Below are 25,348 nucleotides of genomic sequence, written 5' to 3' on the forward strand. Positions count from 1 at the left end.
TTTAGTTTCCCCCTACAATTTCTCTCAATTTTTCTTCAATTACATGTATGTCATCACCTTGAAGTGGACGTGGATCAATATCAAAGAATCCTTGTCTTACTCCGTAATCACGTGTATAGATTGCGATTTCCCCTTCGCGTAATGCTGTCACAACGTCTTTTGCCGATTTATTTAACTCTTTTTCGCTAATATGAATACGTGCTCTAAAGATTGCTCTTCCAGCTTCATCTTGAACGATCGTTACATTTACACCTTTTAATTCTTTTAGCGGCATAAGTACTTGTAGCAATTCTTTTTCTTGCTCACTTTTATCTTCTTTTACGCCGTACTCATCAAGCGCTTGAAGTAAGCCGAAAGTTGTTTCTTTCCCAACTTTCATACTTCTTCCGATGCAATGTAATTGCACTTTCAGCCACTCAATATATTTTCGTTTCCCGCCAACAATACCAGAAGTAGGTCCTTCAATTGCCTTTGAACCACTATAAATGGCAAGGTCTGCATACTTCACATATTTTTGAATATCTTCTTCAGCTGCCGCATCAACGATAAGTGGTACGTTATTTCGCTGCGCAACTTCCCATGCTTCTTCAACAGAAATCATATTTTTTTGCACGGCGTGATGGGATTTCACATAAAGAATCGCTGCTGTATTCTCACCAATTGCATCTTCAATATGCTCTGCTTTCCCTTCATTTGCGTAGCCAACTTCTACAAGTTTACCGCCGCCTAAATAAATCATCGTTTCGACTGGAGCACCGTATTGAACGTTATGCCCTTTTAACATAATCACTTCGTTTTTCGCGATGACCTCTTGATGAAGTCTTTCACTTTTACGGCGATTTCCTTCTGTCACGATACCAGCGATAGAAAGTGCAATTCCGCTCGATGCTGAATTCACAACGACCGCTGCCTCTGAATCTAGAATTCTCGCAATATGGTCTCCCGCTTTATCTACTAAATCAGCAATTTCCACATAATTTTGTCCACCATGTTTCATCGCATCCATCACTGTATCTGTCGGAGCGGATACACCTAAAATACTCATTCTACCGCTCGCATTAATTACTCTTTTTAATCCGTACTTAGCATTCAATGAATGACCCATTGATGACAACCCCTTTCGTATCAATTCTTCTTTCAGCAATGCGCTGATCCCCTTCTGAATCAATTAACGTAACCTTCTCATCTTTCACCGTAAATAAAGTTAAGTTTGCAATATCGCCTTCTTGAATACGACCAAGCTCTGGTTTTTTCAGCCACTCTGCCGCATGTTTCGTAACCGCATCAATTACTTCTTCTAGCGGATAACCTAAGTAAAGGAATTTCGAAAGAACGTGAGCCATACTATACACGGGACCGTGTATACGATTCTTCCGGTAAATATCTGTACTAATCGTATTAAAGGTGATATCGTGACGCTTCGCCGCTTCTGCTACTTTAAAAGAAAAACTAGCATTACCGTGACCAACATCTAAATGAACACCGCGCTTCACTGCATCTAGTAATACAGGTAGCGGTTTTCCTTTTTCATCAAATAAATTATTTTCTTTCCCGTTTAAGTAATGTGTAATGACATCATCTTTTTCTAAAAGAGGTACAACTTCCTCTATGCGAGGAGGTGCTGAACCGATATGTACCATAATCGGCAATGATGTTTCACGAGATAACGAGCGTGCAACATGAAGCGGTTCAATTCCACTGTCACAAACGACACTTTTACTCATTCTCGCCTTTAACCCAACGATTACATCTTTATACTTTTCTACTGCTTCTATTACTTTCTCTTTATCGATCCATTCCATATTGGATAATTCATCAATTCGTTTCAAACCGATGCGAGAAATATTTAAAAAGGCAAATAAATTCGTTTTTGCCTGCTCCCTACTTTTTATTAAATCTGCAATACGATCAGCTCCGCAGCTGCCCGCATCAACAATTGTCGTTACCCCTTGCTTAACGCCAATTTCATCCACCTCATCGCCATACGGATCAAACTCCGGAAAAGCATGAACATGTAAATCAATCCAGCCGCTCGATACGTAAGTACCTGAGTAATCAAGAACCTTTCCACCTTCGCCAGCACCAGCTTTCGTCACCTGTGCGATTTTATTATTTTCAATTACAATGTCAATCTCTTCCCCGTTCACACGTTTTACATTACGTAGTACGAATCGTTCTGTCATTGTACTTCCACCCTTTTCTATAAGAAGCCATAAGAATACGCTTACATTAAAGTTTCATTTTATATGTCTTTCACACGTTTAGCGTAACACAAAAAAAGGGAGAAGTAAATATAACGTTATAATGTTTGAAAGTGAATAAAAAGATGCTCCTCCAAAATGGTAATAGTATAGGAAATTATATCAACGATTTTTTGAATATATCTATCATAACTTACAATATATCAACGATTTTTCAATTATATCTATCATAACTTATAATATATCAACGATTCGACAAGGAATATCGATTTACCGACAAGAAACGTCAATTCCTTTCTTATATAAAAAAAGCTGTCCCAAATGGCACAGCCTTTTTCTTTATTCCTGAACCGTCACAATAACCCCATCCATATTGTTCCCGGAAATTTCATACTGCTTGTTTGCTGGAACGTTCACTTTCATATTCTCAGAAACTTTATAATAAGAAACAGTATATTTCTTACCTTCTACTTCAGTTGAAATCTCTTTTTCCTCTTTTAAAAACTCTAAATATTCCTCTAGTGTGAAATTTTTTTTTTGCATAATTGCGCTATGAGGTAGGCCAACATAACGGATATGCCATGGCTCATATTGAATTCCAGTAATGTTACTTTTATTTTTCGGATAACGTAATACAAAGCCATGCTTCCATACGTTCTCTTCGATCCATTTTCCTTCAGGCGCTTTCTCCATCTTCTTTTGCGTTGATCCAACGTCTAGTGATAATCCTAAATTATGTTCACTATATCCTGCTGGAAGCGCGTAATCAGATCCCATTTCTTTATATAATTTACTTTGTTCTTTAAAATCTCGATACCCACTACTCATTAAGAAATGCTGTACGCCATCTTTTCCAGCCGCATCGACAACGTTCAAAAACTTTTTTACAACATACTTTGATAAACGAAGATTTCTATCAAATATTACGTAGCCTCTCACTAATTCACTATTATGATTTACATTTATAATATCAGACCTAATACTATCTTTTTTTACTGGATAATCCCTATTAACTAATAATAAATCACCCTTATAAATTTGTTCCTTCGTAATCTCTTTCCTCTCGGTATTTGTCGCCTTTACTAGCTCATCTTTTCCGACAATTTTAACATCGATTTCCTTCTGAAATAACGGTGATATATAAAAGCCTACACATACTGTGCATGCTATAAAAAAAGAAATAAATACCCACTTTTTCATTTCTAGTTCCTCCTTAACGTAACTTACGTATAGAATAGAAAAAACTATTAAAATAAAAAGTGGGGTAAAGTTTAAATTTTTATTAAATTGTTAAGTTCTCGTCTTTTGGCAATCGCACTTCAAACATTGTTCTAACTACATTACTTTCAGCAGAAATTGTACCGTTATGCTGCTCAACAATATTTTTCGCAATAAACAGTCCAAGGCCTGTCCCGCCACGGTTCTCAGTTCTCGATTTATCACCTGTATAAAACATATCAAAAAGATACGGTAAATCTTCTTCTGGAATACTATCTCCATAATTTATAACTTGTACGACAACTTCTTCATTATCGATATACCCATTCAGATCAACAAATTGCCCATCATATCCGTATCGAACGGCATTTGTTAACAAGTTTTCAAATACTCTAGCTAACAATTTTCCATCACCGTTAATTGGCAAATGAGGATCAATATTCAACCTAGCTTGTAAATGATGTTTCTCTAATAAAGGATACAATTCCTCATCTAACTGTATAAGTAGTTCACTTATATCAATCGGCTTTTTATCCAGCTTTAGCATGCCATAATTCATACGTGTAATTTCAAATAACTCATCAATTAAACTTTCGAGCCTTTGCGATTTCGTATATGCAATTGTGGAGAAATGTTTAATTTGTTCTTTTGTTAAATTCTCATCTTTAAGAATTAAATCTAAATACCCTAACACGGATGTTAATGGAGTTCTTAAATCATGAGCTAAGTTTACAACGAGCTGATCTTTACTACTTTCAGCAAAGTCTCCTCTTTCCACCGCTTCTTTTAACTTTTCACTCGCAACATTTATTTCACGTGCGATATCTCCAAACTCATCGTTTGATGAAACTTGAACTTTATTCGTAAAGTTACCGTTCGCAAGATGATGAATCCCGTTAGAAATCTCACTAAAATACTTTAAATACGGTTTTGTCAAAAAGAAGAAAAAGATAATAGATAACGGAATAAAGAAAATTAAAAAGAAGTTAATGTCTCCAAATTCCCTTACCACTGACCTAAATTGCGCTAAAGGCTCTTCGTAGCGAACCATCGTTTTATAATACAGCTGCAATCCTTTATAAATTATATAAGTTACAGTTGCTGCAAGCACCATACTTAACGCAAATAAGGCAATCATTTTAAATCGAAAACTTTTCATCATATTAGCCATTGAAAGTATAACCTACTCCCCACACTGTTTTTATTAATTTATCCTTTCTTTTATCTTCCCCAAGCTTTTTCCGCAACGTACGAATATGTACCATAACTGTATTTCCGCCTTCATAATAATCATCTGCCCATACTTGCTGAAAAATATTTTCCACATTATACACTTTCTTCGGATGGCTCGCTAATAAATATAAAATATCAAACTCTTTCGGTGTTAACTCAATTTGCTCTCCATAGACGTTCACTGTTCTTCGCTCAGGATCAATAATAACTCCGCCTATCTCTAAAGCAGATTTATTCTCCGCTACTTTCGGCTGATTTAATGTAAGAAACCTACGTAATTGTGCATTTACACGTGCAACTAATTCAATCGGTGTAAAAGGTTTCGTCATATAATCATCTGCGCCTAATACAAGACCTGTCACCTTATCAAAGTCCGAAGTTTTCGCACTTAAGAAAATGATTGGCATATGGTGCTTCGCGCGAATTTGACGCGTCACTTCATACCCATCCATTTTCGGCATCATAATATCTAAAACCACTAAGTCGATTGGCTGCGTTTCAATAATATGAACAGCCTCTTCCCCGTCCGCTGCCTTCACGACGTGGTACCCTTCTTTTTCTAAATGTATCTCAATTAAATCAGCAATTTCTGCCTCATCATCCACTATTAAAATTGAAATGCGCTTCATTTTACTCCCCCTTTATACGCTCGATTGTAAACTAGTCTATCCAATTTGTACAATACGAAAAGGTTACTCGCGGGAGTAACCTTAGTAAATGAAATTTATATCGGCGATTTTTCAAATATATCGACCACAACTTGAATTATATCGGCGATTTTCCAATTATATCAACCGTAACTCGAATTATATCAGCGATTTTTCAGTTATATCGACTTACCGACAATTACCGACGAAATTCGCCCGCTATTTGAAAGACTCAACCTACCGCTCAAAAACAATCCGTTGCTTCGTAATTTCCGCCAGCCTTCCGCAGTCAACTTCATACTCAGCGGCAACACTTTGCGGCACCATCACTTTCCCGCCCTTAAGCGTCACTTCCGGCGAAATAATATCCTGCTCCCAATGTCTGCTAGAAGCAGATATATCGCCTGGAATCGTAAAGTTCGGCAATGAGGCAAGCGCAACATTTTGTGCTCTTGAAATCCCCATCTCCACCATACCGCCGCACCAAACGGGTATGTTGTGCTCCATGCAATAATTATGGATTTGAACCGATTCTGTTAATCCGCCCACTCGCCCTGGTTTAATGTTCACAATTTGGCAGCTACCAAGGGTAATCGCAACGCGTGCATCTTCTAAACTATGAATACTTTCATCTAAACAAATCGGCGTTTCAATTTTCTTTTGCAACTCCGCGTGATCAAGAAAATCATAATCGGCTAACGGTTGTTCAATCATCATTAATTGGAATTCATCTAGTCGTTTCAGCCTCTCCGTATCCCCTAATGTATATGCTGAATTTGCATCTGCCATTAGCGGGATATGCGGAAACTCTTTTCGAATCTCTTTCAATAATTCGTAATCATGCTCTGGCTTTATTTTCACTTTAAAACGCTCGTACCCTTCTTCTGCGTACTTTTCGATTTGTTTTAACATAACCGGAATTGTATTGATACCAATTACAACACCGACCTCAATTTCAGGTCTAGTCCCGCCTAGTAATGTCGCTAATGACTTCTTTTGTCGCTTCGCATATAAATCCCAAACAGCTCCTTCTATTCCTGCCTTTGCCATTCGGTTTCTTTTTATATGCTGGAACAAACTTGGCACTTCATTCGGATGAGAAATTTCAGCCTTTAATAAATCAGGTAATAAAAAATCTTGCAGTACATGCAATGCTGTCTTCACTGTTTCTTCCGTATACCACGGTTCAGAGAAGGCGACGACTTCGCCAAATCCAATGTATCCGTCCGTATCCTCTAATTTAATAACGATGCTCTCACGCTTCTCATACGTTCCGTAGCTTGCAGCAAACGGGATTACGAGTGGCATTTCTGTTATATGAAGTGTCGCTTTTTTTATTTCCACCTACATCTGCTACTAAAAATATAGACAAATGTATATTCTTAGAGTATTCCTGCTTCTACGTGCCCTGCCTCGCTAATCACTTGCTACTACAGTTTGCTGTGACACTCCACAGGCGTAAATTCCGATGTAGCCCACCGTACATATATACAATCTATTTACGTTAGTATTGTATATTTTTTTGCTTGTAAAAGGTTGATAGATGCATTTAAATCTCTATCCATTACATTTCCACAATCACATGTATATACTCGGTCAGACAGCTTTAAATCCGACTTTTTTTGACCGCAACATGAACATATTTTAGAAGATGGATAGAATCTGTCCACTTGCCGTAGTTCAATTCCATATTCCCTACATTTCGTTGATAACCATGTTTTAAAAGCATAAAAACATTGTTGCGCTACAGCTTTAGATAGATGTTTGTTCTTCATCATACCTTTCACATTCAAATCTTCTACTGTAATAAACATTGGCTTGGTTTTCACCACATCATTTACAATAGACTTTACATACGCTAATCGAATATTTGCTAGCCTAGCATGTAGCTGTTGCACCCTAAGAATATTTTTGTTTATATTCGCTCTTTTATTAGTAACAGGTTGTTCACCTCTCTTTCTTATATTTTCAAATTTGCGTGATAAAGAGCGTTGTTCACGTTTTAACCGTTTTTCTATCTTTTTTACTTGTACTGTTTTATTTATATTTTTGTGAGTTTTTCCATCGCTACGTACAGCGAAGTCTTTAATTCCCAAATCAATTCCTATACCTACTGCATTGAGAATTGAATTTGGTTTTACCTCTTTCACTTCACAGAGTATAGACACATAGTATCTTCCTGCTCTTTGATATACTGTACCACTTTTTACAGTTGTATTTTTTGAAATATATCCATACTCTTTTAACCTTATCCAACCAATTGTAGGGACTTTTACTCTATGTCTTTCTACTGTCCAATCTGTTTTGTTGTTTTTCGGAAAGTAGCACTTCACATCTTGCTTCTTCTTTTTTTTATATCGTGGAAACTTAGATAAACCTTTAAAAAATCGCTTAAAAGCTTTATCTCCATTCATAATCGCTTGTTTTACCGCTTTGCTCGACACTTCTTTAATCCACTGGTCACACTCTTTTGTATGAATGTTGTTTAACCATTTAGAAAAGTCATAGCCACTAAGAAATTTCCCATCCGACTCATATGCCTCTTTATTTTTAGAGATATACAGGTTATATACATATCGCCACACCCCAATAGTTTGACGGATTTTACTAACTTGTTCAGTTGTCGGTTTGATTTCTATTAAATATGCTCTTTTCATAAATCTTCATCCTCCGACATTTTCTTTTTGTATTTTCTCAACCCATATATTCTACCGCTAAATACATGAATGATAGATATTAAATCCTGCACAAGTTCTTCTTGAGGAGATAGTTTTTCATTGTTAACAATCATAATTTCCACTCCCATTTTACGAAGAAACTTTTCAAACCACTCATATCCAAAACGTACAAATCTATCTTTGTGTGCAATGATGATAGTCGAAATATTTCTTTCCATACAACTGTCAATCAGGTTATTCCACTGTTTTCTTTTGTAGTTTAATCCGCTACCAATATCTTTGATAACTTCATCTACAATCATCCCTCGTGCATTTGCGAATGTTTTTAAAAACTCAACCTGATTTTCTAAATCATCTTTCTGACCTGGATTTGATACTCTTGTGTAAATAACTACTTTGCCTACTTTATTTTCTTCTTGAATACCCATATATTCCTTATACTGTTCTTCTGTATAGTATCATCTTCCTTTTTGGTTTCGGTAAGCAGTTAAAACACCTTGATTGTCCCACCTTTGCAATGTCTTAACAGAGACATTAAGCATTTCTGAAAATTCTTTTGGTTTATATTGTTTCATAATTATTTTTTATTATATATGCCTACTTTTGTCTATGTTTTTGTTTACTGTTTCTTTCTCCTCCACTAATTCTCTTAACTCTCGTCTTAACAATTTTTTCGAAGCGTTACGTGGTAATTCCTCTAAGAAACATGCTTTCTTCGGCACTTTATATTTCGCTAATTTCTCCTCGCAAAAGTGAAGAATTTCTTCTTCTGTTACCGCCCCGCTTTTCACAACAAAAGCAGCGGGTACTTGTCCCCATTTATCATCAGTCATACCTACAACACCAGCTTCCGCTATCGCTGGATGGGACAGCAACACTTCTTCAATTTGAGCCGGATATATATTCTCTCCGCCAGAAATAATTAAATCACTGCGGCGATCTAATACGTATAAAAATCCTTCTTCATCTAAATAACCGAGGTCGCCAGTATGAAGCCATCCGTTTTGAATAGTCTCACGCGTCGCATCTTCACGGTTAAAGTAACCACCTGTTACGTTCGGTCCTTTTACTACGATTTCACCTTCCGCATGTGGCGGCACTACTACGCCATCTTTTTCAATACGAAGTTGGCACTGAAATAGTGGCTTTCCAGCTGATCCTACTTTCGTTAACATGTAATCTGCGGACAACGTACAAATTTGCGAAGACGTTTCTGTCATACCGTACGTTTGATACACAGGAATTCCTTTATCTACACACGTTTCTAATAACGGCTTCGGCGCTGGTCCTCCGCCAAGTAACATACATCGTAAAGAAGATGGATATGTTTCTTCTCCAAGTCTCTCTAATAAATCAGTTAACATTTTTGATACGACTGAAATAATCGTTACACCTCTCGTTTGAAGTGCTGTATGAATAAAATCAGCATCATATTTCGGAACGAGTAAAATGCGCATGCCGTACATAATATTTTTCATTAGAAGAGATAACCCGCCAACATGGAACATCGGCATACACGCTAACCAGCAATCATCATCACGAAGTCCTAAATTAAGCGAAGAGCCAACCGCGCTTGCCCAGTGATTGCCGTACGTTAAAATAACACCTTTCGGTTTTCCTGTCGTCCCTGACGTATAAATAATCGTCATCGCTTCTTCTAAAGAGAATTCTTCTTGTATAGAGGCTTCCTCTTTTGGTCCATTCATCACTTCGGCGAATGAATAGACAGGAACATCTTTAGCATCAAATTCTTGATCGGTCACTAAACAAATAACTTCAGCATCATCCATTTGCCAAAGTAGCTCTTCTCTTGAAAGACGCGTATTTAAAAGCACAGCTACTGCCCCTACGTACGATAGGGCGTGAATAACTGTAATCATCTCCATACCATTTTTCATCAGAACAGCCACCTTTTGCCCTCGCTTCACTCCAACATGCGTGAGACGTTCACAAACAGATACTACTGTTTCATGCAGCTGCATAAAAGTAACTTTCTCTTCCTCTATTTCAATTGCAGTTCGATCTGGTGTTAAAAACGCACGTTGCATTAACCAATTTGGCATAGTTTCCATCATACATTCTCCTTTCATGAAAGAAAGAGACTTGATATGACATCAAGTCTCTTAGTTGTTTTGTTTCCGGTTTGATCATTTGGTTGCGACTCACTTTGTGGGCGAGCCGCTTCCGTCTCAGAACCTTTGCCAACGAGGCTAAACAGTCGGCTCCGCTTTTGGTTTCATCCAGCTACAGCAGCTAGAATGTTCGGTGGCTTCACTTCTTCCTACGAGGCAAAAAACGCCTCTACGTCAGAAGCTCCATCCCCCTCACATTCTAAGCGAGCCGCTTCCGCTTTTGATTTGATCAAGGGAAACGAGGGAATTGACCGAAGTCCGGACTGCGTTTTTCTTTGAACGCGTCGCGACCTTCTTTTGCTTCGTCAGTTGTGTAGTACAATAACGTTGCATCTCCAGCTAATTGTTGAATACCAGCTAGACCGTCTGTGTCTGCGTTGAATGCAGCTTTTAGGAAACGAAGTGCCATTGGGCTGTTTGCTAAGATCTCTTGTGCCCATTGTACTGTTTCTGCTTCAAGTTGTTCTAATGGTACTACTGTATTTACTAAGCCCATATCAAGCGCTTCCTCAGCACTGTATTGACGGCATAGGTACCAAATTTCGCGAGCTTTCTTGTGGCCTACCATACGAGCTAAGTAACCAGCTCCGTATCCACCGTCAAAGCTTCCTACTTTAGGACCTGTTTGTCCGAATACAGCGTTGTCTGCAGCGATTGTTAAGTCACATACGATATGAAGTACGTGTCCACCACCGATTGCATAACCTGCTACCATTGCGATAACTGGTTTAGGAATTGCGCGAATTAGACGTTGTAAGTCTAATACGTTTAGACGTGGGATTTGGTCGTCACCTACATATCCACCATGACCACGAACTTTTTGGTCGCCGCCAGAACAGAATGCACGTCCACCTTCACCTGTTAAAATGATAACGCCAACATTTGCATCATCACGAGCTTGTGCAAAAGCGTCGATTAACTCCATTACCGTTTTTGGACGGAATGCGTTATGTACTTCAGGACGGTTAATCGAAATTTTTGCGATACCATTGTATGTTGAATAAATAATATCTTCGTAATTGCCTTCTTTTATCCATTCAATAGCCATTACAACTACCTCCTTGTATATTTCTGATTTCCTCTATAAGTGTAACTTCATTCTTAACTGAAAAAAGCATCACTGCATAGTTTTTAGAAATCCCTTTACTATTGTATCAAACTTTTCCGGTTGTTCCACATGAATTGCATGGCCAGCACCATCAATTTTGACAAATTTCGCGTCAGAGACGCATTTTTCGATGTTTTTTAATATGCGAAAGAACTTTTCATCATGCTCTCCGTTCATTAAAAGAACAGGTATTTTTAAGTTTTTCAGCTCATCCCACCATGAAGGCTGAGCCCCAGTTCCCATGCCTCGCAAGCTATTTGCGAGCCCTTTTGGGTTGTTAGCAAGTCGTTCTTTTCGCACCGCTTCTTGTACGTTTTTTGCTAAACGTCTTTGCGTTTCAAAAAGCGGAATATTTTCCCACATCGATACAAAACTTTCTATGCCTTCTCGCTCAATTTTATCGGCAAGTCGATCATCTTTTTCACGACGTTCTTTTCTATCTGCTTCGTTTTCGAGCCCAGCTGTACAATTTTCTAATAAAAGAGAATGTACATAATCTGGATATAGACATGCCATCGTAATCGCCAATCTACCGCCCATTGAATAGCCAAGTATATGTGCTTTTTCAATATGAAGATAATCTAATAGTTCTTTCATTTGCAATGCCACATTTCGAATGTCATAATGCGCAACATCTTCAGGACTCTCGGTCTTTCCATGTCCAACAAGATCCACTACAATAACTTGAAACTGCTCACTCCATGAAGAGATAAAAGAACGCCACGTTTCCATGCTTCCCGTAAAACCATGAAGAAGTAGAAGTGGTTCCCCGCTTCCGACTACTTCATATTCATACGATACACCTTGCAGCGTTACTTTCATTTTGATTCACCTTGTAAAGATGTAGTAATTACGTCCATCGTTTTTGTCCATAATGTACGGTGCAATGTTAAGTTCTCATCACGATTCGTACAAATTTCCACAACGTTTAAACCTTCCGCCCTTGTTCCCTTTTGTACCTCTTCTCGGAATTGCTCCCAACCGTTTACACGGCTAAATGAACCACCGTACATTTTGACAACGTGCTCATAATCAAGTCCAATTGGTGTTCCAAATAATGATTCAAAATGTTCCTTTTTCTCATACTGTGGTAAGAATGAGAAAATACCCCCGCCATCATTATTTACAACGACAATTGTTATGTTTAATTCATGTAATTTCGCTGCTAACAGTCCATTTAAATCGTGATAAAATGATAAATCACCAATCACTAATACAAGTGGGTCGCAAATAATGCTCGCTCCTAGAGCTGTCGAAATGATTCCATCAATACCATTTACACCACGATTTGCCATCACATGGATATTTTTATCCGATGTGAAGAAGAATGAGTCTGTATCACGAATTGGCATACTATTGCTCGCAAATAACGTTGCGTCTTCTGGTAATACGCGCACAATATCTGTAATAACCTTTCCTTCAAATGCAGTTTCATATGTTTCCATTTCACGAAGCGTTTCCTTCGTTTTTTCGTTTATATGTTGCCACATACTGAACCAATCATTCTTTTTCATAACTGGCATTTTTTCTATTAATGCCTTGCAGAATTCAATGTCACTTGCTTGCACAACTTCTGTCGCAACAAGAGCTGGATCTCTCCATTGTCCTGATTCATCGACAACGATATGAACTGCTTTTGTTTGTTTTTTTATGAACTGCGTTAATGATTTAGAAATAGGCATACCACCAAAGCGAATTAAAACGTCCGGTTTCCATGTTTCTTTTAACTGTTCATTTCGTAAAAATGTATCGTAACAGTCAATTACCATCGTTTTATCGTGGTGTCCGCTACGAATATTAGAAAGTGGGTCTGCTAATATAGGATAGCCAGTTTTCTCAGCTAATTGCGTTGCAAACATTGCAATTTCTGCATGACTATCATCTCCACAAATAATAAGCCCCTTTTCCATATGTGAAAGGCGCCCTACAAGAGAATCTACATATTCACTCGGCATCACCGCGTTTCCTTGCTGAACTACTCCTGTATATTCACTACGTCCTTTATCCCATAAGCTTTCTAGTGAGAAATCAGGGATAAGCGGCTCGCGAACTGGAAAATTAAGATGAACAGGACCCTGCGGCGCTAAACAAGCATTTGCTACTATACGCTGCGTCGTCATACGAGCGTAATGATACATCGCCTCACTTGCTTCTGGCAGTGCCATCTCTGTAAATTGTTTCACAAAAGTACCGTATAAATTAAATTGATTCATTGCTTGTGGTGCACCCACATCTCTTAATTCATGCGGTCTATCCGCCGTTAAGACGATAAGCGGGACCCTTGAATGAAAAGCTTCACATACAGCTGGATAATAGTTCGCTGCTGCTGTTCCTGACGTACATAATAATGCTACTGGGCGTTTTTTTGCTTTCGCAATACCGAGCGCAAAAAATCCTGCAGATCTTTCATCTACATGTAAATAAGTGTTCATTCCTTCATGTTGTTCCATTAGTAGAGCAATCGGCGTTGACCGTGAGCCTGGACTAATGACAACATCACATACATTTAGACGCGTCAGTTCATCCACGAACGCGCCTAAATAATATGATAATGCTTCTATATGATTGTTCATTTCATTAATTCCTCCAAAGCACCAAGCATCGGTCTAAACTTCAAACTTGTTTCTTCATATTCAAGTTGCGGTACAGAATCAATTACAATCCCGCAACCAGCAAATAATGATGCTTTCTCGCCATTTAATAACCCGCAGCGGAGTGCAACCGCAAACTCACCATTTCCTTCATCATCTATCCAGCCAATCGGTGCGCCATATAATCCTCTGTCTAACAATTCAACATCACGAATCAGTTTCATCGCTTCCAAACGAGGTGTCCCGCCAAGAGCTGGTGTTGGATGTAATTCTTCTACCATTGTTAAAAGACTCGCATCGCCCTTTGCCTCTACAGGCGTATATAAATGAATTAAGTTTTTCGTTGTTAATAAGCCCGGACTTTCCGGAATATTAACAGATTCGCAGTGCTCATTTAATACTCCTCGAATCATGTTTACAACATAACCGTGTTCAGCTAAATTCTTTTCATCATGAAGAAGCGCATTACTATTTCGCTTACTTTCTTCTATAGATTGACCATGACCAGTTGAACCAGCAAGACACATCGAAGTAAACTTCTCATCTTCTTTGCGAATTAACCTCTCTGGCGTCGCTCCTAAGAAGCATGCTCCTTTATAATCAAAAGAAAATACGTAACAATCCGGTTGCCCAATGCGAAGTGCTTCTAAAACGAGAGCAGAATCAATATGATGATCCATTTCTACTTTTAGCTCCCTCGCTAATACAACCTTCTGCACGTTCCCCTGCTTCATCTCATCTTGCACTTTCTCAATGGCATTCATCCAGCTTTTTGGATCTACTTCCACTTTAGAAGTAACTGTTAATTTCGATCCTTCTAATGCACATTTACTCTCCCCAAAAATTTTCTCTTCTAAAGAAACAATTTCGTTATAAAGAGTTTCTGCACAATCTGTTGCTGAAACGAATGTATTCATTGTTAACCATGCTTTTTCATTTTTTACAGTTAATAAAAATGCTGGTAGTGAAAATGTCGTATCATCGAATTCTTTCCATAAGTCCGTTTTCTCTTTTTCTTGGTCAAATGAAAATCCACCAAATAAAAGAGGACCTGTTCCAAATTCATATTTTTCTCTTTGTACAAATGCTTTCTCTTTTACTTTATCCCACTCGTCACGAGCCGCTTGAAAGCGTTTGTGAGAAGAATTTGCTATAGTGAAAACAGAGCCAATTCCAGCAAATATTACATGCTGAGCTGGATCTGCAAAATAACATCTATTTTCCAATGCAATCCTTTTTCCTGCTGCATAAAACAGAAGCGGATCCATCCAGTCTATTTGTTTTACAAAACTAACCAATATTTTTTCATCAGTTACATGCTTAATGGCTGCACTAAGAACTTCTTGCAAGCCTTTTTGTTTCGTTTGAATCACAATTGTCTCCCCCCTATGGGCGAAAAATAGTCATAATTACGCTTGATTTTAAGATACACCTCAAACGAAAGGCCTGTCAACGTTTAGCATTTCTGAGAAATTCACCTTCTCTTCCTAGAAAATAAACGTTGACACTAAATGATGCTTTTTCTACACTTAGTTGTGTACAATATGTGACCAAAGGAGGATTCAACATGGAAATGAACGTCGAAACGAATTCCTCTCCTACGGCGCCAAAACCAAGCAAGCAAACAGGCTGGCGCATTTGGTGGAGTTTACTACGTCCCCATACATTAACAGCAGCTTTCGTTCCTGTTTTCATCGGAACAGCCTATGCAATGCAGGTCGGAGGTATAAATCAAATACATCTCCCTCTTTTCCTTATAATGCTTCTTGCTTGTCTTCTCATTCAGGCAGCAACAAACATGTTTAATGAATACTTTGATTATAAAAGAGGACTCGATCACGAAGGTTCAGTTGGTATCGGCGGCGCTATCGTTCGCGATGGCATTCAGCCAAAAACAGTGCTTAACTTAGCATTTGGATTTTTCGGCATCGCAATACTATTAGGTGTTTATATTTGTATGAATTCTAGCTGGTGGCTTGCTGCAATCGGTCTTGTTTGTATGGCCGTTGCTTACCTTTACACGGGTGGCCCACTTCCCATTGCCTATACACCATTTGGAGAGTTAACAGCCGGATTATTTATGGGTGTTATCATTATTGGAATTTCATTCTTTATTCAAACTGGAACTGTAACATCAGAAGTCATTTTACTATCTATTCCAAGCTCCATTTTAATTGGTGCCATTTTACTAGCTAATAATATTCGTGACTTAGATGGCGATAAAGAAAACGGTCGTAAAACGTTAGCAATTCTCGTTGGACGTGAAAGAGCGGTTGGTGTACTTGCTTCTATGTTCATCGTTTCCTACATTTGGACAATTGCTTTAATTATCGTGGGCATCGTATCACCATGGATGCTTATCGTATTTTTAAGTGCACCGAAAGCATTTAAAGCGACGAAAGGCTTTATCGGCAAAAGCATTCCAATGGAAATGGTACCTGCGATGATTGCAACAGCAAAAACAAATACGATCTTCGGTCTCCTCATGGGAATCGGATTATTACTTGGATACTTTCTATAAAAGGAGCTGCTTATGCGGCTCCTTTTTCATATCTGAAATTCCTCTCATAATTCCTACTCGCAACGCTCATACTATGTAAAGAAACTGAATTGTAGGAAGGTGGACGACTATGTTAACTCCACAACAAATAAATCAATTTAAATCCGTTTTAGAAAAACAAAAACACGAACTAGAGCAAACGATACAAACACACGAAAATGAAGATCGTGCATCTGAACGTGAGTCTGTTGGAGAATTATCTAGCTATGATAACCATCCAGCTGATATGGCAACAGAGCTATATGAACGTGAAAAAGACTTCGGGCTTATTGAACTTTGGCATAAACAGCTAGAGGATACGAAACATGCCTTGCAAAAAATAGAAGCGGGTACGTACGGCATTTGCGAAGTGTCTGGCGAAGAAATTCCATTTGAAAGATTAGAAGCAATGCCGACTGCTACAACATGCATCCAGCACGCGACAAATAAGCTAAATATGAATACACGACCAGTCGAAGAAGAAGTGTTATCTCCTTCTTTCCACAAACATGATGAAGATCGTTCAGTTGAATATGATGCAGAAGATGCATGGCAAGATGTTGCTAATTACGGAACATCTGAAACACCATCTGATTTAGAAAGACAAGATTCGAAAAACTATAATGGCATGTACGTAAATAGTGAAGAAAACGTAGGCTACGTAGAGGATTTCGAAAACTTTATCGGTACAGATATGTATGGAAAAAATCCGCAAGTTTTCGCTACGGAAGAACATGAAGAATATGAGCAAATGCTTGATGACTTTGAAGAGCGTACGTTTAAGGGCGAACTATCTTCAAATGAGTCGAGTTCCAAAGAATAAAAAAAAAGCATTCCGAAAATCGGAATGCTTTTTATCGCTAGCTAATTAGTTTTTTGTAACGTTAGCAGCTTGTGGTCCACGGTTACCTTCAACGATTTCGAAAGAAACTTCTTGACCTTCTTCTAAAGTTTTGAATCCGTCACCTTGGATAGCTGAGAAGTGAACGAATACATCGTCTCCACCTTCAACTTCGATGAAACCGAAACCTTTTTCGCTGTTGAACCATTTAACTTTACCTGTTTGCATGTCATGTACCTCCTAAATAAAAATGAAACTATGAATCCACATGAAAAGGTGGATATAAAGGACATGAATGTATAACAAGCTTACAGCCTTTAATTCAACGTGCTTTATTTCCGTACCACATTATGTAGCTCAATAGTGATTTCACTATATCACGCTATATCCAAAACGTCAAATGAGAACACTTTCATTCCACCATTTTTTTATAATTTTAATATAATGTTGAATTTCCATATTCATATTTTATCCCACCATTTACGGGCAGCTTGATTGGCGGGAACTGCTAATCCGTTTTGGGTTGGCCCCATTTTATTTGAAAATTAACAAAACTAAAGTATTCTAATCCTATTAAATTCTGTACAATATAAGTATCTATTACATACGAGGTGAAAAAAATGAGAGCACACGAAATCGAATATAAGTTATACGGAGATGATATGCAGTTTGTTGAAATTGAGTTAGATCCAGAAGAAAGCGTGATCGCAGAAGCTGGCGCAATGATGATGATGGAAGATTACATAGAAATGGAAACAATCTTCGGTGATGGTTCTGGCCCATCTGGAGGTTTATTCGGAAAATTAATGGGCGCTGGTAAGCGTCTCGTTACAGGCGAAAGTATGTTTATGACTGTATTTACAAATACAGGTCACGGCAAACGCCACGTCTCATTTGCTGCTCCTTATCCTGGTAAAATTATTCCTGTAGATTTAACAGAATATCAAGGAAAAGTAGTTTGTCAAAAAGATGCCTTTCTTTGTGCCGCAAAAGGTGTTTCTATCGGAATTGAATTTACGAAAAAAATAGGAACTGGTTTCTTCGGTGGTGAAGGTTTCATCATGCAGAAACTTGAAGGTGATGGTCTTGCTTTCATGCACGCAGGTGGAACTGTATATAAACGTGAATTAAAACCTGGTGAGAAACTTCGCATTGATACAGGTTGTCTCGTTGCTATGACAAAAGACATTAACTATGATGTCGAGTTCGTTGGAAAAGTAAAAACAGCTCTATTTGGCGGCGAAGGTTTATTCTTCGCAACGTTAGAAGGACCTGGAACAGTTTGGATTCAGTCCTTAACACTTAGCCGATTAGCAGCACGCCTTACAAGCCCAGCAGCGCAAAGTACTGGCGAAGGTAGTGTATTAGGTGGCCTTGGTCGTTTATTAGATGGGAAAGAGTAAACTGTGCCCTTATGTGGGCATGGCCATCAACTAATAAAATAATAAAATTAAAACACCCTTGCTTGCAGTAATAAAGTGAAAGGGTGTTTTAATTTACGTCTACAAACGAGAAAAAGCAGTTAAAATAAAGTAATAAGGTTTACTTCAGGAAAATAAGGTATATTATATTTGTTGAGTAGATTCTCTTTAGAGACAAGAAAAGTAGGTGAACAAAGTGGGAAAATATCAATTGGATTCCAAAAGTCAGGTAGCTGTGGCAAAGTTCCATGAAAAACAGAAGCCTGCCAAATTTGATAAAAAGCAGCAACTTGAAAAATTGCGTATGGAGTATTTGAAAAAGAAGCAAAAACAAACAGATAAATAATATGTTTTATTTTCCGAATTTTTTCTGTATGTAACGCAAACAAACACAAGAAAATAGGTAAGTTATTCATCATTCAAATATATACAGGCTATTTTTTCAAACCTCTTACTTATGCAACTAACGCATGCGTCAGTTCATTAAGAATAACTAAAAAAGTCGATTCCTTGAGATGAAAAAGAGTAAACAGTGCCCTTATCAGGCACTGTTTTATTTTGACATTATAATTTCCTCCACTGATTTAGGTAAGCGATACAAGCTATTCCCCACCTCCAAAAGAATGAATCAAGTTCCTCACCGCATATATTAAACTATACCTTTTCTTAAGGAGGGCTACCTTAATGCGTACTCCTTTATCCTTTGATAAAGAAACTGCCATACTGTTAGCTTCTTGTTGTGAGTTAACGTATGAACAATATAAACAAAATGGTATTTTCGAAATACCAGATGGTTTTCAATATGTACAAGGTTTTCAAGGAAAGGCCATTCAAACAACAGAATGGTTCGGATTTATATTAGAATCTGAGGATACAATTATCGTTGCCTTCAGAGGCACTCAAACAGATCCAGATTGGATTATTGATTCTCTCGTCAATCAAAAACCTTATCCTTATGCTTTAAATGGCGGAAATGTCCATAACGGTTTTCTCTCTATTTATGAGTCTTGTCGTGATTCTATTATGGATATGCTCGTATCATTGCCAGCACATAAAAAACTGCTAGCTACTGGGCATAGTCTAGGTGGCGCGCTTGCCACATTACACATATTAGATGCACGTATAAATACTGCCTTCGCACAGTATGGACTTTATACATTCGCTTCTCCAAAAGTAGGAGATATCGCTTTTCGAAATTATTATAAACTACAAGTAGCTAGTAGCTTTCGTTTCGTCAACTTATTCGATGTCGTTCCACTTCTCCCTCCCCGAAACATAAATTTTAATGATCATGACTGGGAGTATGCACACGTCCATCACAACATGACATTTACAAAAAACACAAAATCCATTACAAATAATCATTCCATTACAACATACAAAACATGTCTGGCTTCTCATTTTTAACCAGTAAACAATTGGAAATAAAATATTCGTATACTATAATAATCTATGAAGTTATTTTTGGATGAGGGGACCTTACATGTTAAAATTTATCTTCGCATTTTTCCTTATTGTAATTTTTACGGTTACAGGTTTCTTTACATTTTCATACTTTGCGACAGGAGAGTATGATGGGGCAGGTATCATATATACCACTGTTCCATTTCTTTCTTAAGCAAAATAAATAAAACGAGCTTAATTTTATTAAGCCCGTTTTATTTATTAATATCCATTTCTGTTGGTAAATCGATAATATATCTCCCAATATAGCAACCTCTTTAAAACTGTTTAACAGCATTACCAATACCCCAAATTTCATTACTGTACTGCAAAATCGTTCGATCGCTCGCAAAATGACCAGACTGTGCAATATTTAAAATCGACATTTCTAGCCACTTCGTTCGGTTCTCATAAGCTCTACCGACAGCTTCTTGTCTTTCAGCATATGGACCAAAATCTCGCAGAACGAAATATTCATCATTTTGAATAACGAGAGAATCGTAAATTGCTTCAAATTCGGCTCCCGACTGTGCAAAAAAACCATTCGTTAACTGATCTACTACCTTTTTAATGTGCCCATTGTGGTGATAATAATCACTTGCACGATATCCACCATTTTGATAGTAATGAAGAACCTCTTCTGCTGTTAAACCGAAAATGAAACAGTTATCATCACCGACCCTGTCTTTTATTTCAATATTCGCTCCGTCTAACGTGCCGAGTGTAATCGCACCATTCATCATAAATTTCATATTCCCTGTTCCCGATGCTTCTTTACTCGCAGTTGAAATTTGTTCACTTACATCGGCCGCTGGGAATATATCTTCCGCTACAGAAACTCGATAGTTTTCTAGAAAGATAACTTTCATATATTGGCTTACGTACGGATCATTATTCACTTTTCTTGCGAGTTCATTTATTAATTTAATAATTTTTTTCGCGTAATAATAGCCAGGTGATGCTTTCGCTCCAAAAATAAAAGTACGCGGATAAAATGTAAAACTAGCATCCTCTTTCAGACGGTTATACAAATATAAAATATGAAGAACGTTTAGTAATTGTCGTTTGTAAGCATGCAGTCTTTTTACTTGCACATCAAAAATAGAATTAGGATCAATTGTAATCCCCATTTTATTATGAATGCGCGCCGCTAAAATCTCTTTACGCTCTTGTTTTACCTCTGCAAATTTCTCTTGGAAACTCGCATCGTATTGAACTAATTGTAGCTCTTGAAGCTTAATCGGTTCTTTCTTCCACTCTGTTCCAATCGCCTCTGAAATAAGGTTTGTCAGCTGTGGATTCGCCTTCATTAACCAGCGTCTATGAGCGATCCCATTCGTTTTATTATTAAACTTATCTGGATAAAACTCATAAAACAATCGCATTTCACGTTGCTTTAAAATTTCCGTATGAATTTTTGCTACACCGTTTACGCTATGGCTACCGACAATTGCCAAATGAGCCATTTTCACAAGATCATGTGCAATAATCGCCATCTCTTCAATACGATGCCATTCATACGGATAACGTTCCCAAAGCTCATGACAGAAACGTTCATTAATCTCTTCAATAATCATATAAATTCTCGGTAATAACGGTTTAAAAATGTGAATTGGCCACTTCTCAAGCGCTTCTGATAACGTCGTATGATTTGTATAAGAAATCGTTTGCGTCGTTATGTGCCAAGCTTCTTCCCATGCTAGTTTTTCTTCATCTAATAAAATACGCATCAATTCTGGAATCGCCAAAACTGGATGTGTATCATTAATATGAATCGCAATTTTCTCATGTAATTGACGAAGATCACCATATCTTTCTCTATGCATACGAACGATATTTTGCAAACTTGCTGATACAAGGAAATACTGTTGTTTCAAACGAAGTATTTTCCCCTCATCATGCGTATCATCTGGATATAAAAACTCCGATACCGCCTCTGTTTCACGCTTATATTTCAAAATATCTTTGCAATTTTGCGGGAAAGGAACTGGTTCAGCATTCCAAAGTCTAAGTGTATTTACAGTACTCGTCTCATAACCTACTACCGGAACGTCATATGGTACTGCCATAATCACTTCTGCATTCGTATGCCTAAACTCTAAACGTCCATCAATGTATAGCGGTTCAACATTGCCGAAATAACTTACTTCTACAGCTTGATCATGCCTTCTTACTTCCCATACGTTTTCATGAAGAAGCCATTGTTCTGGAAATTCAACTTGGTAACCATCAACAATCTTTTGATCAAATAAGCCGTGTTTGTAACGAATGCCACAACCATGACCTGGTAAGTTTAACGATGCAAGTGAGTCAAGGAAACAGGCTGCTAATCGTCCAAGTCCACCATTTCCAAGACCTGCATCTGCTTCCACTTCTTCTAACTCTTGTAACGAAATCCCTAGTTCAGATAACCCCTGCTCGCATACATCTCGAATACCTAAATTCAAGATGTTACTTCCAAGCAAACGTCCAAGCAAAAACTCAATAGACAAGTAATACATTTGCTTTTGCTCTCCGGATCGATAACTCTCGTTCGTTGCAATCCATTGACCATTCATATACTCACGTACCATATGGCCGAGTGTATTATATTGATCACGAGTTGTAGAGTCTTTGAAACTTTTACCATACATCGTCTCTAACTTTTCTAGAAAAGCTGATTTGAAACTTTCAACATGAGTAAACATTTCTTCACCACCTACATGTTATTCCATGAGACTTTTATACAATTTCTTATAAGCAAGAGCTGACTTCTCCCAGCTATAATCTTCCGTCATCGCTTGCTTTACAAGCTGCTCCCATACCGGTTTATCATGATAAAATTCAATTGCACGAAGAACTGTGTGCAACATGTCATGTGCATTAAAGTTCGTGAAACTGAAACCATTTCCTTCTCCAGTTTCTTCATCATAAGATTGTACCGTATCATTTAATCCGCCTGTTTCTCTTACAATTGGAATCGTACCGTAAGCTAATGCGATAAGTTGTCCAAGTCCACACGGTTCAAACAGTGATGGCATTAAAAATAAATCACTTCCCGCATATACTTGGTGAGCTAATTCTTCATTAAAGCCGATATACACTTTTACCTTCTCAGGATACTCGTATGCCATCCACTCAAAGAATTGCTCATATTCCGAATCACCTGATCCTAAAATAATGCATTGTACATCTTCCTCCATTATTTCACGGAATACAGTACGTACTAAATCAAGACCTTTTTGCTTCGTTAATCTCGTTACCATTGAAATAATCGGCGTATCTTCTTTTTCTGGCAAACCGAAATAACGCTGCAAGGCGCGTTTATTTTCATTCTTTTCCTCTAATGACTCTGCATCGTACTGAGCAGTAATATACGAATCCGTTTCTGGATTATATACGCTCGTATCAATTCCATTTACAATGCCGCTAAGCTTATCATTATATTTTCGTAACAACCCATCTAACTTCTCACCGAAAAATTCATATTGAATTTCTTCTTTATATGTCGGGCTAACCGCTGTAATTTGATCAGAAGCGATAATACCGCCCTTCATAAAGTTCACATTTCCATAAAACTCTAACTGCTCACTATGGAAATATTCATCACCAAGTTCTAACAAGTCGTACATCACTTCAGGAGGAAATACACCTTGGAACTGCAAGTTATGAATTGTATATACTGTTTTAATATGCTCATATAATGGGTTATCTTGATACTTTTCACGTAGTAAAAAATTAACCATAGCTGTATGCCAATCGTGGCTATGAAGAACATCCACTTCGAAATCAAGATGCGGAATACACTCTAAAACTGCTTTCGAAAAATAAGAAAAACGCTCTCCATCATCATAATGACCATACAGAGAATCCCTCTTAAAATAATACTCATTATCTATTAAGTAATACGTAATCCCGTCTTGCTCACCTTTTAAAATTCCACAATATTGATTTCTCCACCCAAGCGGGACGTTAATTACTTTATGTAACGTACATCCATCTCTTAACTTTTGCGGAATGAGACTATAATTCGGAAGTATAATACGAACGTCCACTCCTAATTTTTTCAGCTCTTTTGGGAGCGCACCCGCTACATCAGCTAATCCTCCCGATTTCACAAACGGTACACATTCTGATACTGCAAATAAAATATTCACTTGTTGTCCCACTGCGCGAAAAGTTTTTATTACTCCTCTTGCAGCTTCCTCCCTTCGAGTTTTCATTTGAATTAAAACTTTAATCAGTGGAGGAAGACCCCCACTGATTCTTTTAAGAATAACTATTAATCGTACTGTTTTGAACGCTTCCTTTTTCTACAACGTATGGCTCATCGGCGTTTCCTTTTAGTACAACACCGTCACCAATTTTCACGTCTTTATCAATAATAACACCGTCTATTATACAGTTATCTCCAATTTGGCTCTTTTGCATAATAATACTGTTACGAATAATTGAACCTTTTCCAATTTTAACTGAACGGGAAACAACACTGTTTTCGACTTCCCCTTCAATAATACTACCGTTTGCAATCATTGTATTTTTCACGACTGCACCCTTTAGATAACGAGTTGGTGGCTCATCTTTTACTTTCGTAAAGATCGGTGCTTCTTTCTTAAATAATTGCTTCCAAATAGCAGGTTGCAAAATTTCTAAGCTATGTTTATAGTAACTTTCAATCGAGTCAATAATTGCTACATATCCAGTATGTTCATATGTAGCAATGTGTAATGATTTCCCGCGCTTTTCTCTCACTACATCAAATAAACTGTATTGTTCCACATCTTTATATGACTCAAATAAGTCTAACAATAATTGTTTCTTTAACACATATGTTTGAAGCGAAACCCCTTCATGGCAAACTTCCGTAATATCAGCTGCCGTATGTATATGTCGCTCTAACACCGCTTGAAAATTTAATGCTGTTACGAGATGGCTATTCGTAATAACAACGTACTCTTCTCTGCTTCTTAGAAAATAATCAATATGTCTTCTAAAGTGTGCAAAAGACCCAAATTCATCTTGGTCACATTGGCAGTTTGGCGGGAATAAAAATAGTCCGTCTCGTTTTCTATCTAAATCCCACTGTTTTCCTGAACCAACATGGTCCATTAACGAACGATTTTTATGGCTTGTAAAAACTGCCACACTATGAATACTAGAATTCACCATATTTGAAAGCATGAAATCAATGAGTCGATAACGGCCCCCAAACGGTAACGCCGCTAGTGAACGATGCCCTGTTACTTTCTTTAAGGAAGGAAAACTTCCCGTTGCATTAATAATTCCTAACATTTTTTCTCCCATTCATTTCATCCCC

The 25,348-nt window shown here is 37.7% G+C and carries 22 protein-coding genes and 1 pseudogene; 6 read left to right on the forward strand and 17 right to left on the reverse strand.

The annotated features are described in order from the left end of the window. Nucleotide 1: 1 nt before the first annotated feature. The 13 genes and pseudogenes from NST86_RS24810 to NST86_RS24870 all read right to left on the reverse strand — a co-directional run bounded on the left by NST86_RS24810 (nucleotide 2) and on the right by NST86_RS24870 (nucleotide 15,181). Entirely contained in the window at nucleotides 2–1,105 is a 1,104-nt protein-coding gene (locus NST86_RS24810) for a DgaE family pyridoxal phosphate-dependent ammonia lyase (protein WP_061664539.1), read from the reverse strand. Next, nucleotides 1,083–2,183: an amidohydrolase/deacetylase family metallohydrolase gene (locus NST86_RS24815; protein ID WP_061664537.1), complete on the reverse strand. Its 1,101-nt coding sequence runs from the start codon at nucleotides 2,181–2,183 to the stop codon at nucleotides 1,083–1,085. The genes NST86_RS24810 and NST86_RS24815 overlap by 23 nt, the downstream gene beginning before the upstream one ends. A 357-nt stretch (nucleotides 2,184–2,540) precedes the next feature. Then, a complete protein-coding gene (locus NST86_RS24820; protein WP_016118793.1) occupies nucleotides 2,541–3,401 on the reverse strand; it encodes a D-Ala-D-Ala carboxypeptidase VanY in 861 nt (286 codons plus the stop codon). Nucleotides 3,402–3,483: 82 nt separating this feature from the next. Further along, nucleotides 3,484–4,590: a HAMP domain-containing sensor histidine kinase gene (locus tag NST86_RS24825; protein ID WP_000002609.1), complete on the reverse strand. Its 1,107-nt coding sequence runs from the start codon at nucleotides 4,588–4,590 to the stop codon at nucleotides 3,484–3,486. Then, nucleotides 4,583–5,281, reverse strand: a complete 699-nt coding sequence (locus NST86_RS24830) for a response regulator transcription factor (protein ID WP_000822516.1) — start codon at nucleotides 5,279–5,281, stop codon at nucleotides 4,583–4,585. Before NST86_RS24830 ends, NST86_RS24825 begins: the two co-directional genes overlap by 8 nt. A 255-nt stretch (nucleotides 5,282–5,536) precedes the next feature. Further along, nucleotides 5,537–6,643: an o-succinylbenzoate synthase gene (menC, locus tag NST86_RS24835; protein WP_193533662.1), complete on the reverse strand. Its 1,107-nt coding sequence runs from the start codon at nucleotides 6,641–6,643 to the stop codon at nucleotides 5,537–5,539. A gap of 155 nt (nucleotides 6,644–6,798) precedes the next feature. After that, a complete protein-coding gene (locus NST86_RS24840) occupies nucleotides 6,799–7,956 on the reverse strand; it encodes an RNA-guided endonuclease InsQ/TnpB family protein (protein WP_016118796.1) in 1,158 nt (385 codons plus the stop codon). Then, nucleotides 7,953–8,552, reverse strand: a pseudogene (locus tag NST86_RS24845) (IS607 family transposase). The gene NST86_RS24840 and the pseudogene NST86_RS24845 overlap by 4 nt, the downstream one beginning before the upstream one ends. 12 nt (nucleotides 8,553–8,564) lie before the next feature. Continuing rightward, nucleotides 8,565–10,049 (reverse strand): o-succinylbenzoate--CoA ligase, encoded by a 1,485-nt coding sequence (locus NST86_RS24850; protein ID WP_000449593.1) that lies wholly within the window; start codon nucleotides 10,047–10,049, stop codon nucleotides 8,565–8,567. Nucleotides 10,050–10,338: 289 nt separating this feature from the next. Beyond that, a complete protein-coding gene (gene menB, locus NST86_RS24855; RefSeq protein ID WP_098783398.1) occupies nucleotides 10,339–11,157 on the reverse strand; it encodes a 1,4-dihydroxy-2-naphthoyl-CoA synthase in 819 nt (272 codons plus the stop codon). A gap of 69 nt (nucleotides 11,158–11,226) precedes the next feature. Next, a complete protein-coding gene (gene menH / locus NST86_RS24860) occupies nucleotides 11,227–12,039 on the reverse strand; it encodes a 2-succinyl-6-hydroxy-2,4-cyclohexadiene-1-carboxylate synthase (RefSeq protein ID WP_000869211.1) in 813 nt (270 codons plus the stop codon). Then, nucleotides 12,036–13,790 carry a 2-succinyl-5-enolpyruvyl-6-hydroxy-3-cyclohexene-1-carboxylic-acid synthase gene (gene menD / locus NST86_RS24865; RefSeq protein WP_098783399.1) on the reverse strand — a complete coding sequence of 585 codons (1,755 nt, stop codon included), beginning with the start codon at nucleotides 13,788–13,790 and terminating at the stop codon, nucleotides 12,036–12,038. The genes menH and menD overlap by 4 nt, the downstream gene beginning before the upstream one ends. Further along, nucleotides 13,787–15,181, reverse strand: coding sequence for an isochorismate synthase (locus NST86_RS24870; RefSeq protein ID WP_227593359.1), 1,395 nt, complete (start codon nucleotides 15,179–15,181; stop codon nucleotides 13,787–13,789). Before NST86_RS24870 ends, menD begins: the two co-directional genes overlap by 4 nt. A 194-nt stretch (nucleotides 15,182–15,375) precedes the next feature. On the opposite strand from NST86_RS24870, the gene NST86_RS24875 reads away from it, so the two are divergent. Together NST86_RS24875 and NST86_RS24880 are read left to right on the forward strand one after the other, a co-directional pair. Then, nucleotides 15,376–16,329 carry a 1,4-dihydroxy-2-naphthoate polyprenyltransferase gene (locus NST86_RS24875; protein WP_000425740.1) on the forward strand — a complete coding sequence of 318 codons (954 nt, stop codon included), beginning with the start codon at nucleotides 15,376–15,378 and terminating at the stop codon, nucleotides 16,327–16,329. Between the two features lie 109 nt (nucleotides 16,330–16,438). Next, entirely contained in the window at nucleotides 16,439–17,170 is a 732-nt protein-coding gene (locus NST86_RS24880) for a yteA family sporulation protein (protein ID WP_000957365.1), read from the forward strand. 45 nt (nucleotides 17,171–17,215) lie between these two features. On the opposite strand, the gene cspD is transcribed toward NST86_RS24880, so the two are convergent. Beyond that, nucleotides 17,216–17,416, reverse strand: a complete 201-nt coding sequence (cspD, locus tag NST86_RS24885) for a cold-shock protein CspD (protein ID WP_001193054.1) — start codon at nucleotides 17,414–17,416, stop codon at nucleotides 17,216–17,218. Between the two features lie 392 nt (nucleotides 17,417–17,808). Here cspD and NST86_RS24890 point away from each other — a divergent pair, with 392 nt between their 5' ends. The 4 genes from NST86_RS24890 (at nucleotide 17,809) to NST86_RS24905 (ending at nucleotide 20,227) form a co-directional block, all read left to right on the forward strand. Then, nucleotides 17,809–18,591, forward strand: a complete 783-nt coding sequence (locus NST86_RS24890) for a TIGR00266 family protein (RefSeq protein WP_001201257.1) — start codon at nucleotides 17,809–17,811, stop codon at nucleotides 18,589–18,591. A gap of 214 nt (nucleotides 18,592–18,805) precedes the next feature. Beyond that, the gene (locus tag NST86_RS24895; protein WP_000521638.1) at nucleotides 18,806–18,955 is read left to right on the forward strand and encodes a hypothetical protein; all 150 of its coding nucleotides are present in this window, start codon (nucleotides 18,806–18,808) and stop codon (nucleotides 18,953–18,955) included. Nucleotides 18,956–19,293: 338 nt separating this feature from the next. Continuing rightward, on the forward strand, nucleotides 19,294–20,016 hold the full coding sequence (locus NST86_RS24900) for a lipase family protein (protein ID WP_086424125.1): 723 nt from the start codon (nucleotides 19,294–19,296) through the stop codon (nucleotides 20,014–20,016). Between the two features lie 76 nt (nucleotides 20,017–20,092). Next, nucleotides 20,093–20,227 carry a hypothetical protein gene (locus NST86_RS24905; protein WP_000911065.1) on the forward strand — a complete coding sequence of 45 codons (135 nt, stop codon included), beginning with the start codon at nucleotides 20,093–20,095 and terminating at the stop codon, nucleotides 20,225–20,227. A gap of 103 nt (nucleotides 20,228–20,330) precedes the next feature. On the opposite strand, the gene glgP is transcribed toward NST86_RS24905, so the two are convergent. From glgP to glgD, 3 genes are all read right to left on the reverse strand, one after another. After that, entirely contained in the window at nucleotides 20,331–22,739 is a 2,409-nt protein-coding gene (glgP, locus tag NST86_RS24910; protein WP_000494063.1) for a glycogen phosphorylase, read from the reverse strand. A gap of 18 nt (nucleotides 22,740–22,757) precedes the next feature. Next, the gene (glgA, locus tag NST86_RS24915) at nucleotides 22,758–24,188 is read right to left on the reverse strand and encodes a glycogen synthase GlgA (RefSeq protein WP_033683981.1); all 1,431 of its coding nucleotides are present in this window, start codon (nucleotides 24,186–24,188) and stop codon (nucleotides 22,758–22,760) included. A 112-nt stretch (nucleotides 24,189–24,300) separates the two neighbouring features. After that, nucleotides 24,301–25,335 (reverse strand): glucose-1-phosphate adenylyltransferase subunit GlgD, encoded by a 1,035-nt coding sequence (glgD, locus tag NST86_RS24920; protein ID WP_000504163.1) that lies wholly within the window; start codon nucleotides 25,333–25,335, stop codon nucleotides 24,301–24,303. Nucleotides 25,336–25,348: the final 13 nt, after the last annotated feature.

This window comes from Bacillus sp. FSL L8-0199, assembly GCF_038005705.1.
Taxonomy (GTDB): Bacteria; Bacillota; Bacilli; order Bacillales; family Bacillaceae_G; genus Bacillus_A; species Bacillus_A cereus.

Coding starts and splice junctions, on each gene's coding strand:
- glgD (WP_000504163.1), bottom strand. CDS start 25,335: ATGGGAGAAAAAATGTTAGGAATTATTAATGCAACGGGAAGTTTTCCT.
- NST86_RS24890 (WP_001201257.1), top strand. CDS start 17,809: ATGAGAGCACACGAAATCGAATATAAGTTATACGGAGATGATATGCAG.
- NST86_RS24880 (WP_000957365.1), top strand. CDS start 16,439: ATGTTAACTCCACAACAAATAAATCAATTTAAATCCGTTTTAGAAAAA.
- menB (WP_098783398.1), bottom strand. CDS start 11,157: ATGGCTATTGAATGGATAAAAGAAGGCAATTACGAAGATATTATTTAT.
- NST86_RS24820 (WP_016118793.1), bottom strand. CDS start 3,401: ATGAAAAAGTGGGTATTTATTTCTTTTTTTATAGCATGCACAGTATGT.
- NST86_RS24815 (WP_061664537.1), bottom strand. CDS start 2,183: ATGACAGAACGATTCGTACTACGTAATGTAAAACGTGTGAACGGGGAA.
- NST86_RS24875 (WP_000425740.1), top strand. CDS start 15,376: ATGGAAATGAACGTCGAAACGAATTCCTCTCCTACGGCGCCAAAACCA.
- NST86_RS24900 (WP_086424125.1), top strand. CDS start 19,294: ATGCGTACTCCTTTATCCTTTGATAAAGAAACTGCCATACTGTTAGCT.
- menD (WP_098783399.1), bottom strand. CDS start 13,790: ATGAACAATCATATAGAAGCATTATCATATTATTTAGGCGCGTTCGTG.
- menH (WP_000869211.1), bottom strand. CDS start 12,039: ATGAAAGTAACGCTGCAAGGTGTATCGTATGAATATGAAGTAGTCGGA.
- NST86_RS24810 (WP_061664539.1), bottom strand. CDS start 1,105: ATGGGTCATTCATTGAATGCTAAGTACGGATTAAAAAGAGTAATTAAT.
- NST86_RS24830 (WP_000822516.1), bottom strand. CDS start 5,281: ATGAAGCGCATTTCAATTTTAATAGTGGATGATGAGGCAGAAATTGCT.
- NST86_RS24840 (WP_016118796.1), bottom strand. CDS start 7,956: ATGAAAAGAGCATATTTAATAGAAATCAAACCGACAACTGAACAAGTT.
- NST86_RS24850 (WP_000449593.1), bottom strand. CDS start 10,049: ATGGAAACTATGCCAAATTGGTTAATGCAACGTGCGTTTTTAACACCA.
- NST86_RS24905 (WP_000911065.1), top strand. CDS start 20,093: ATGTTAAAATTTATCTTCGCATTTTTCCTTATTGTAATTTTTACGGTT.
- glgP (WP_000494063.1), bottom strand. CDS start 22,739: ATGTTTACTCATGTTGAAAGTTTCAAATCAGCTTTTCTAGAAAAGTTA.
- cspD (WP_001193054.1), bottom strand. CDS start 17,416: ATGCAAACAGGTAAAGTTAAATGGTTCAACAGCGAAAAAGGTTTCGGT.
- NST86_RS24825 (WP_000002609.1), bottom strand. CDS start 4,590: ATGGCTAATATGATGAAAAGTTTTCGATTTAAAATGATTGCCTTATTT.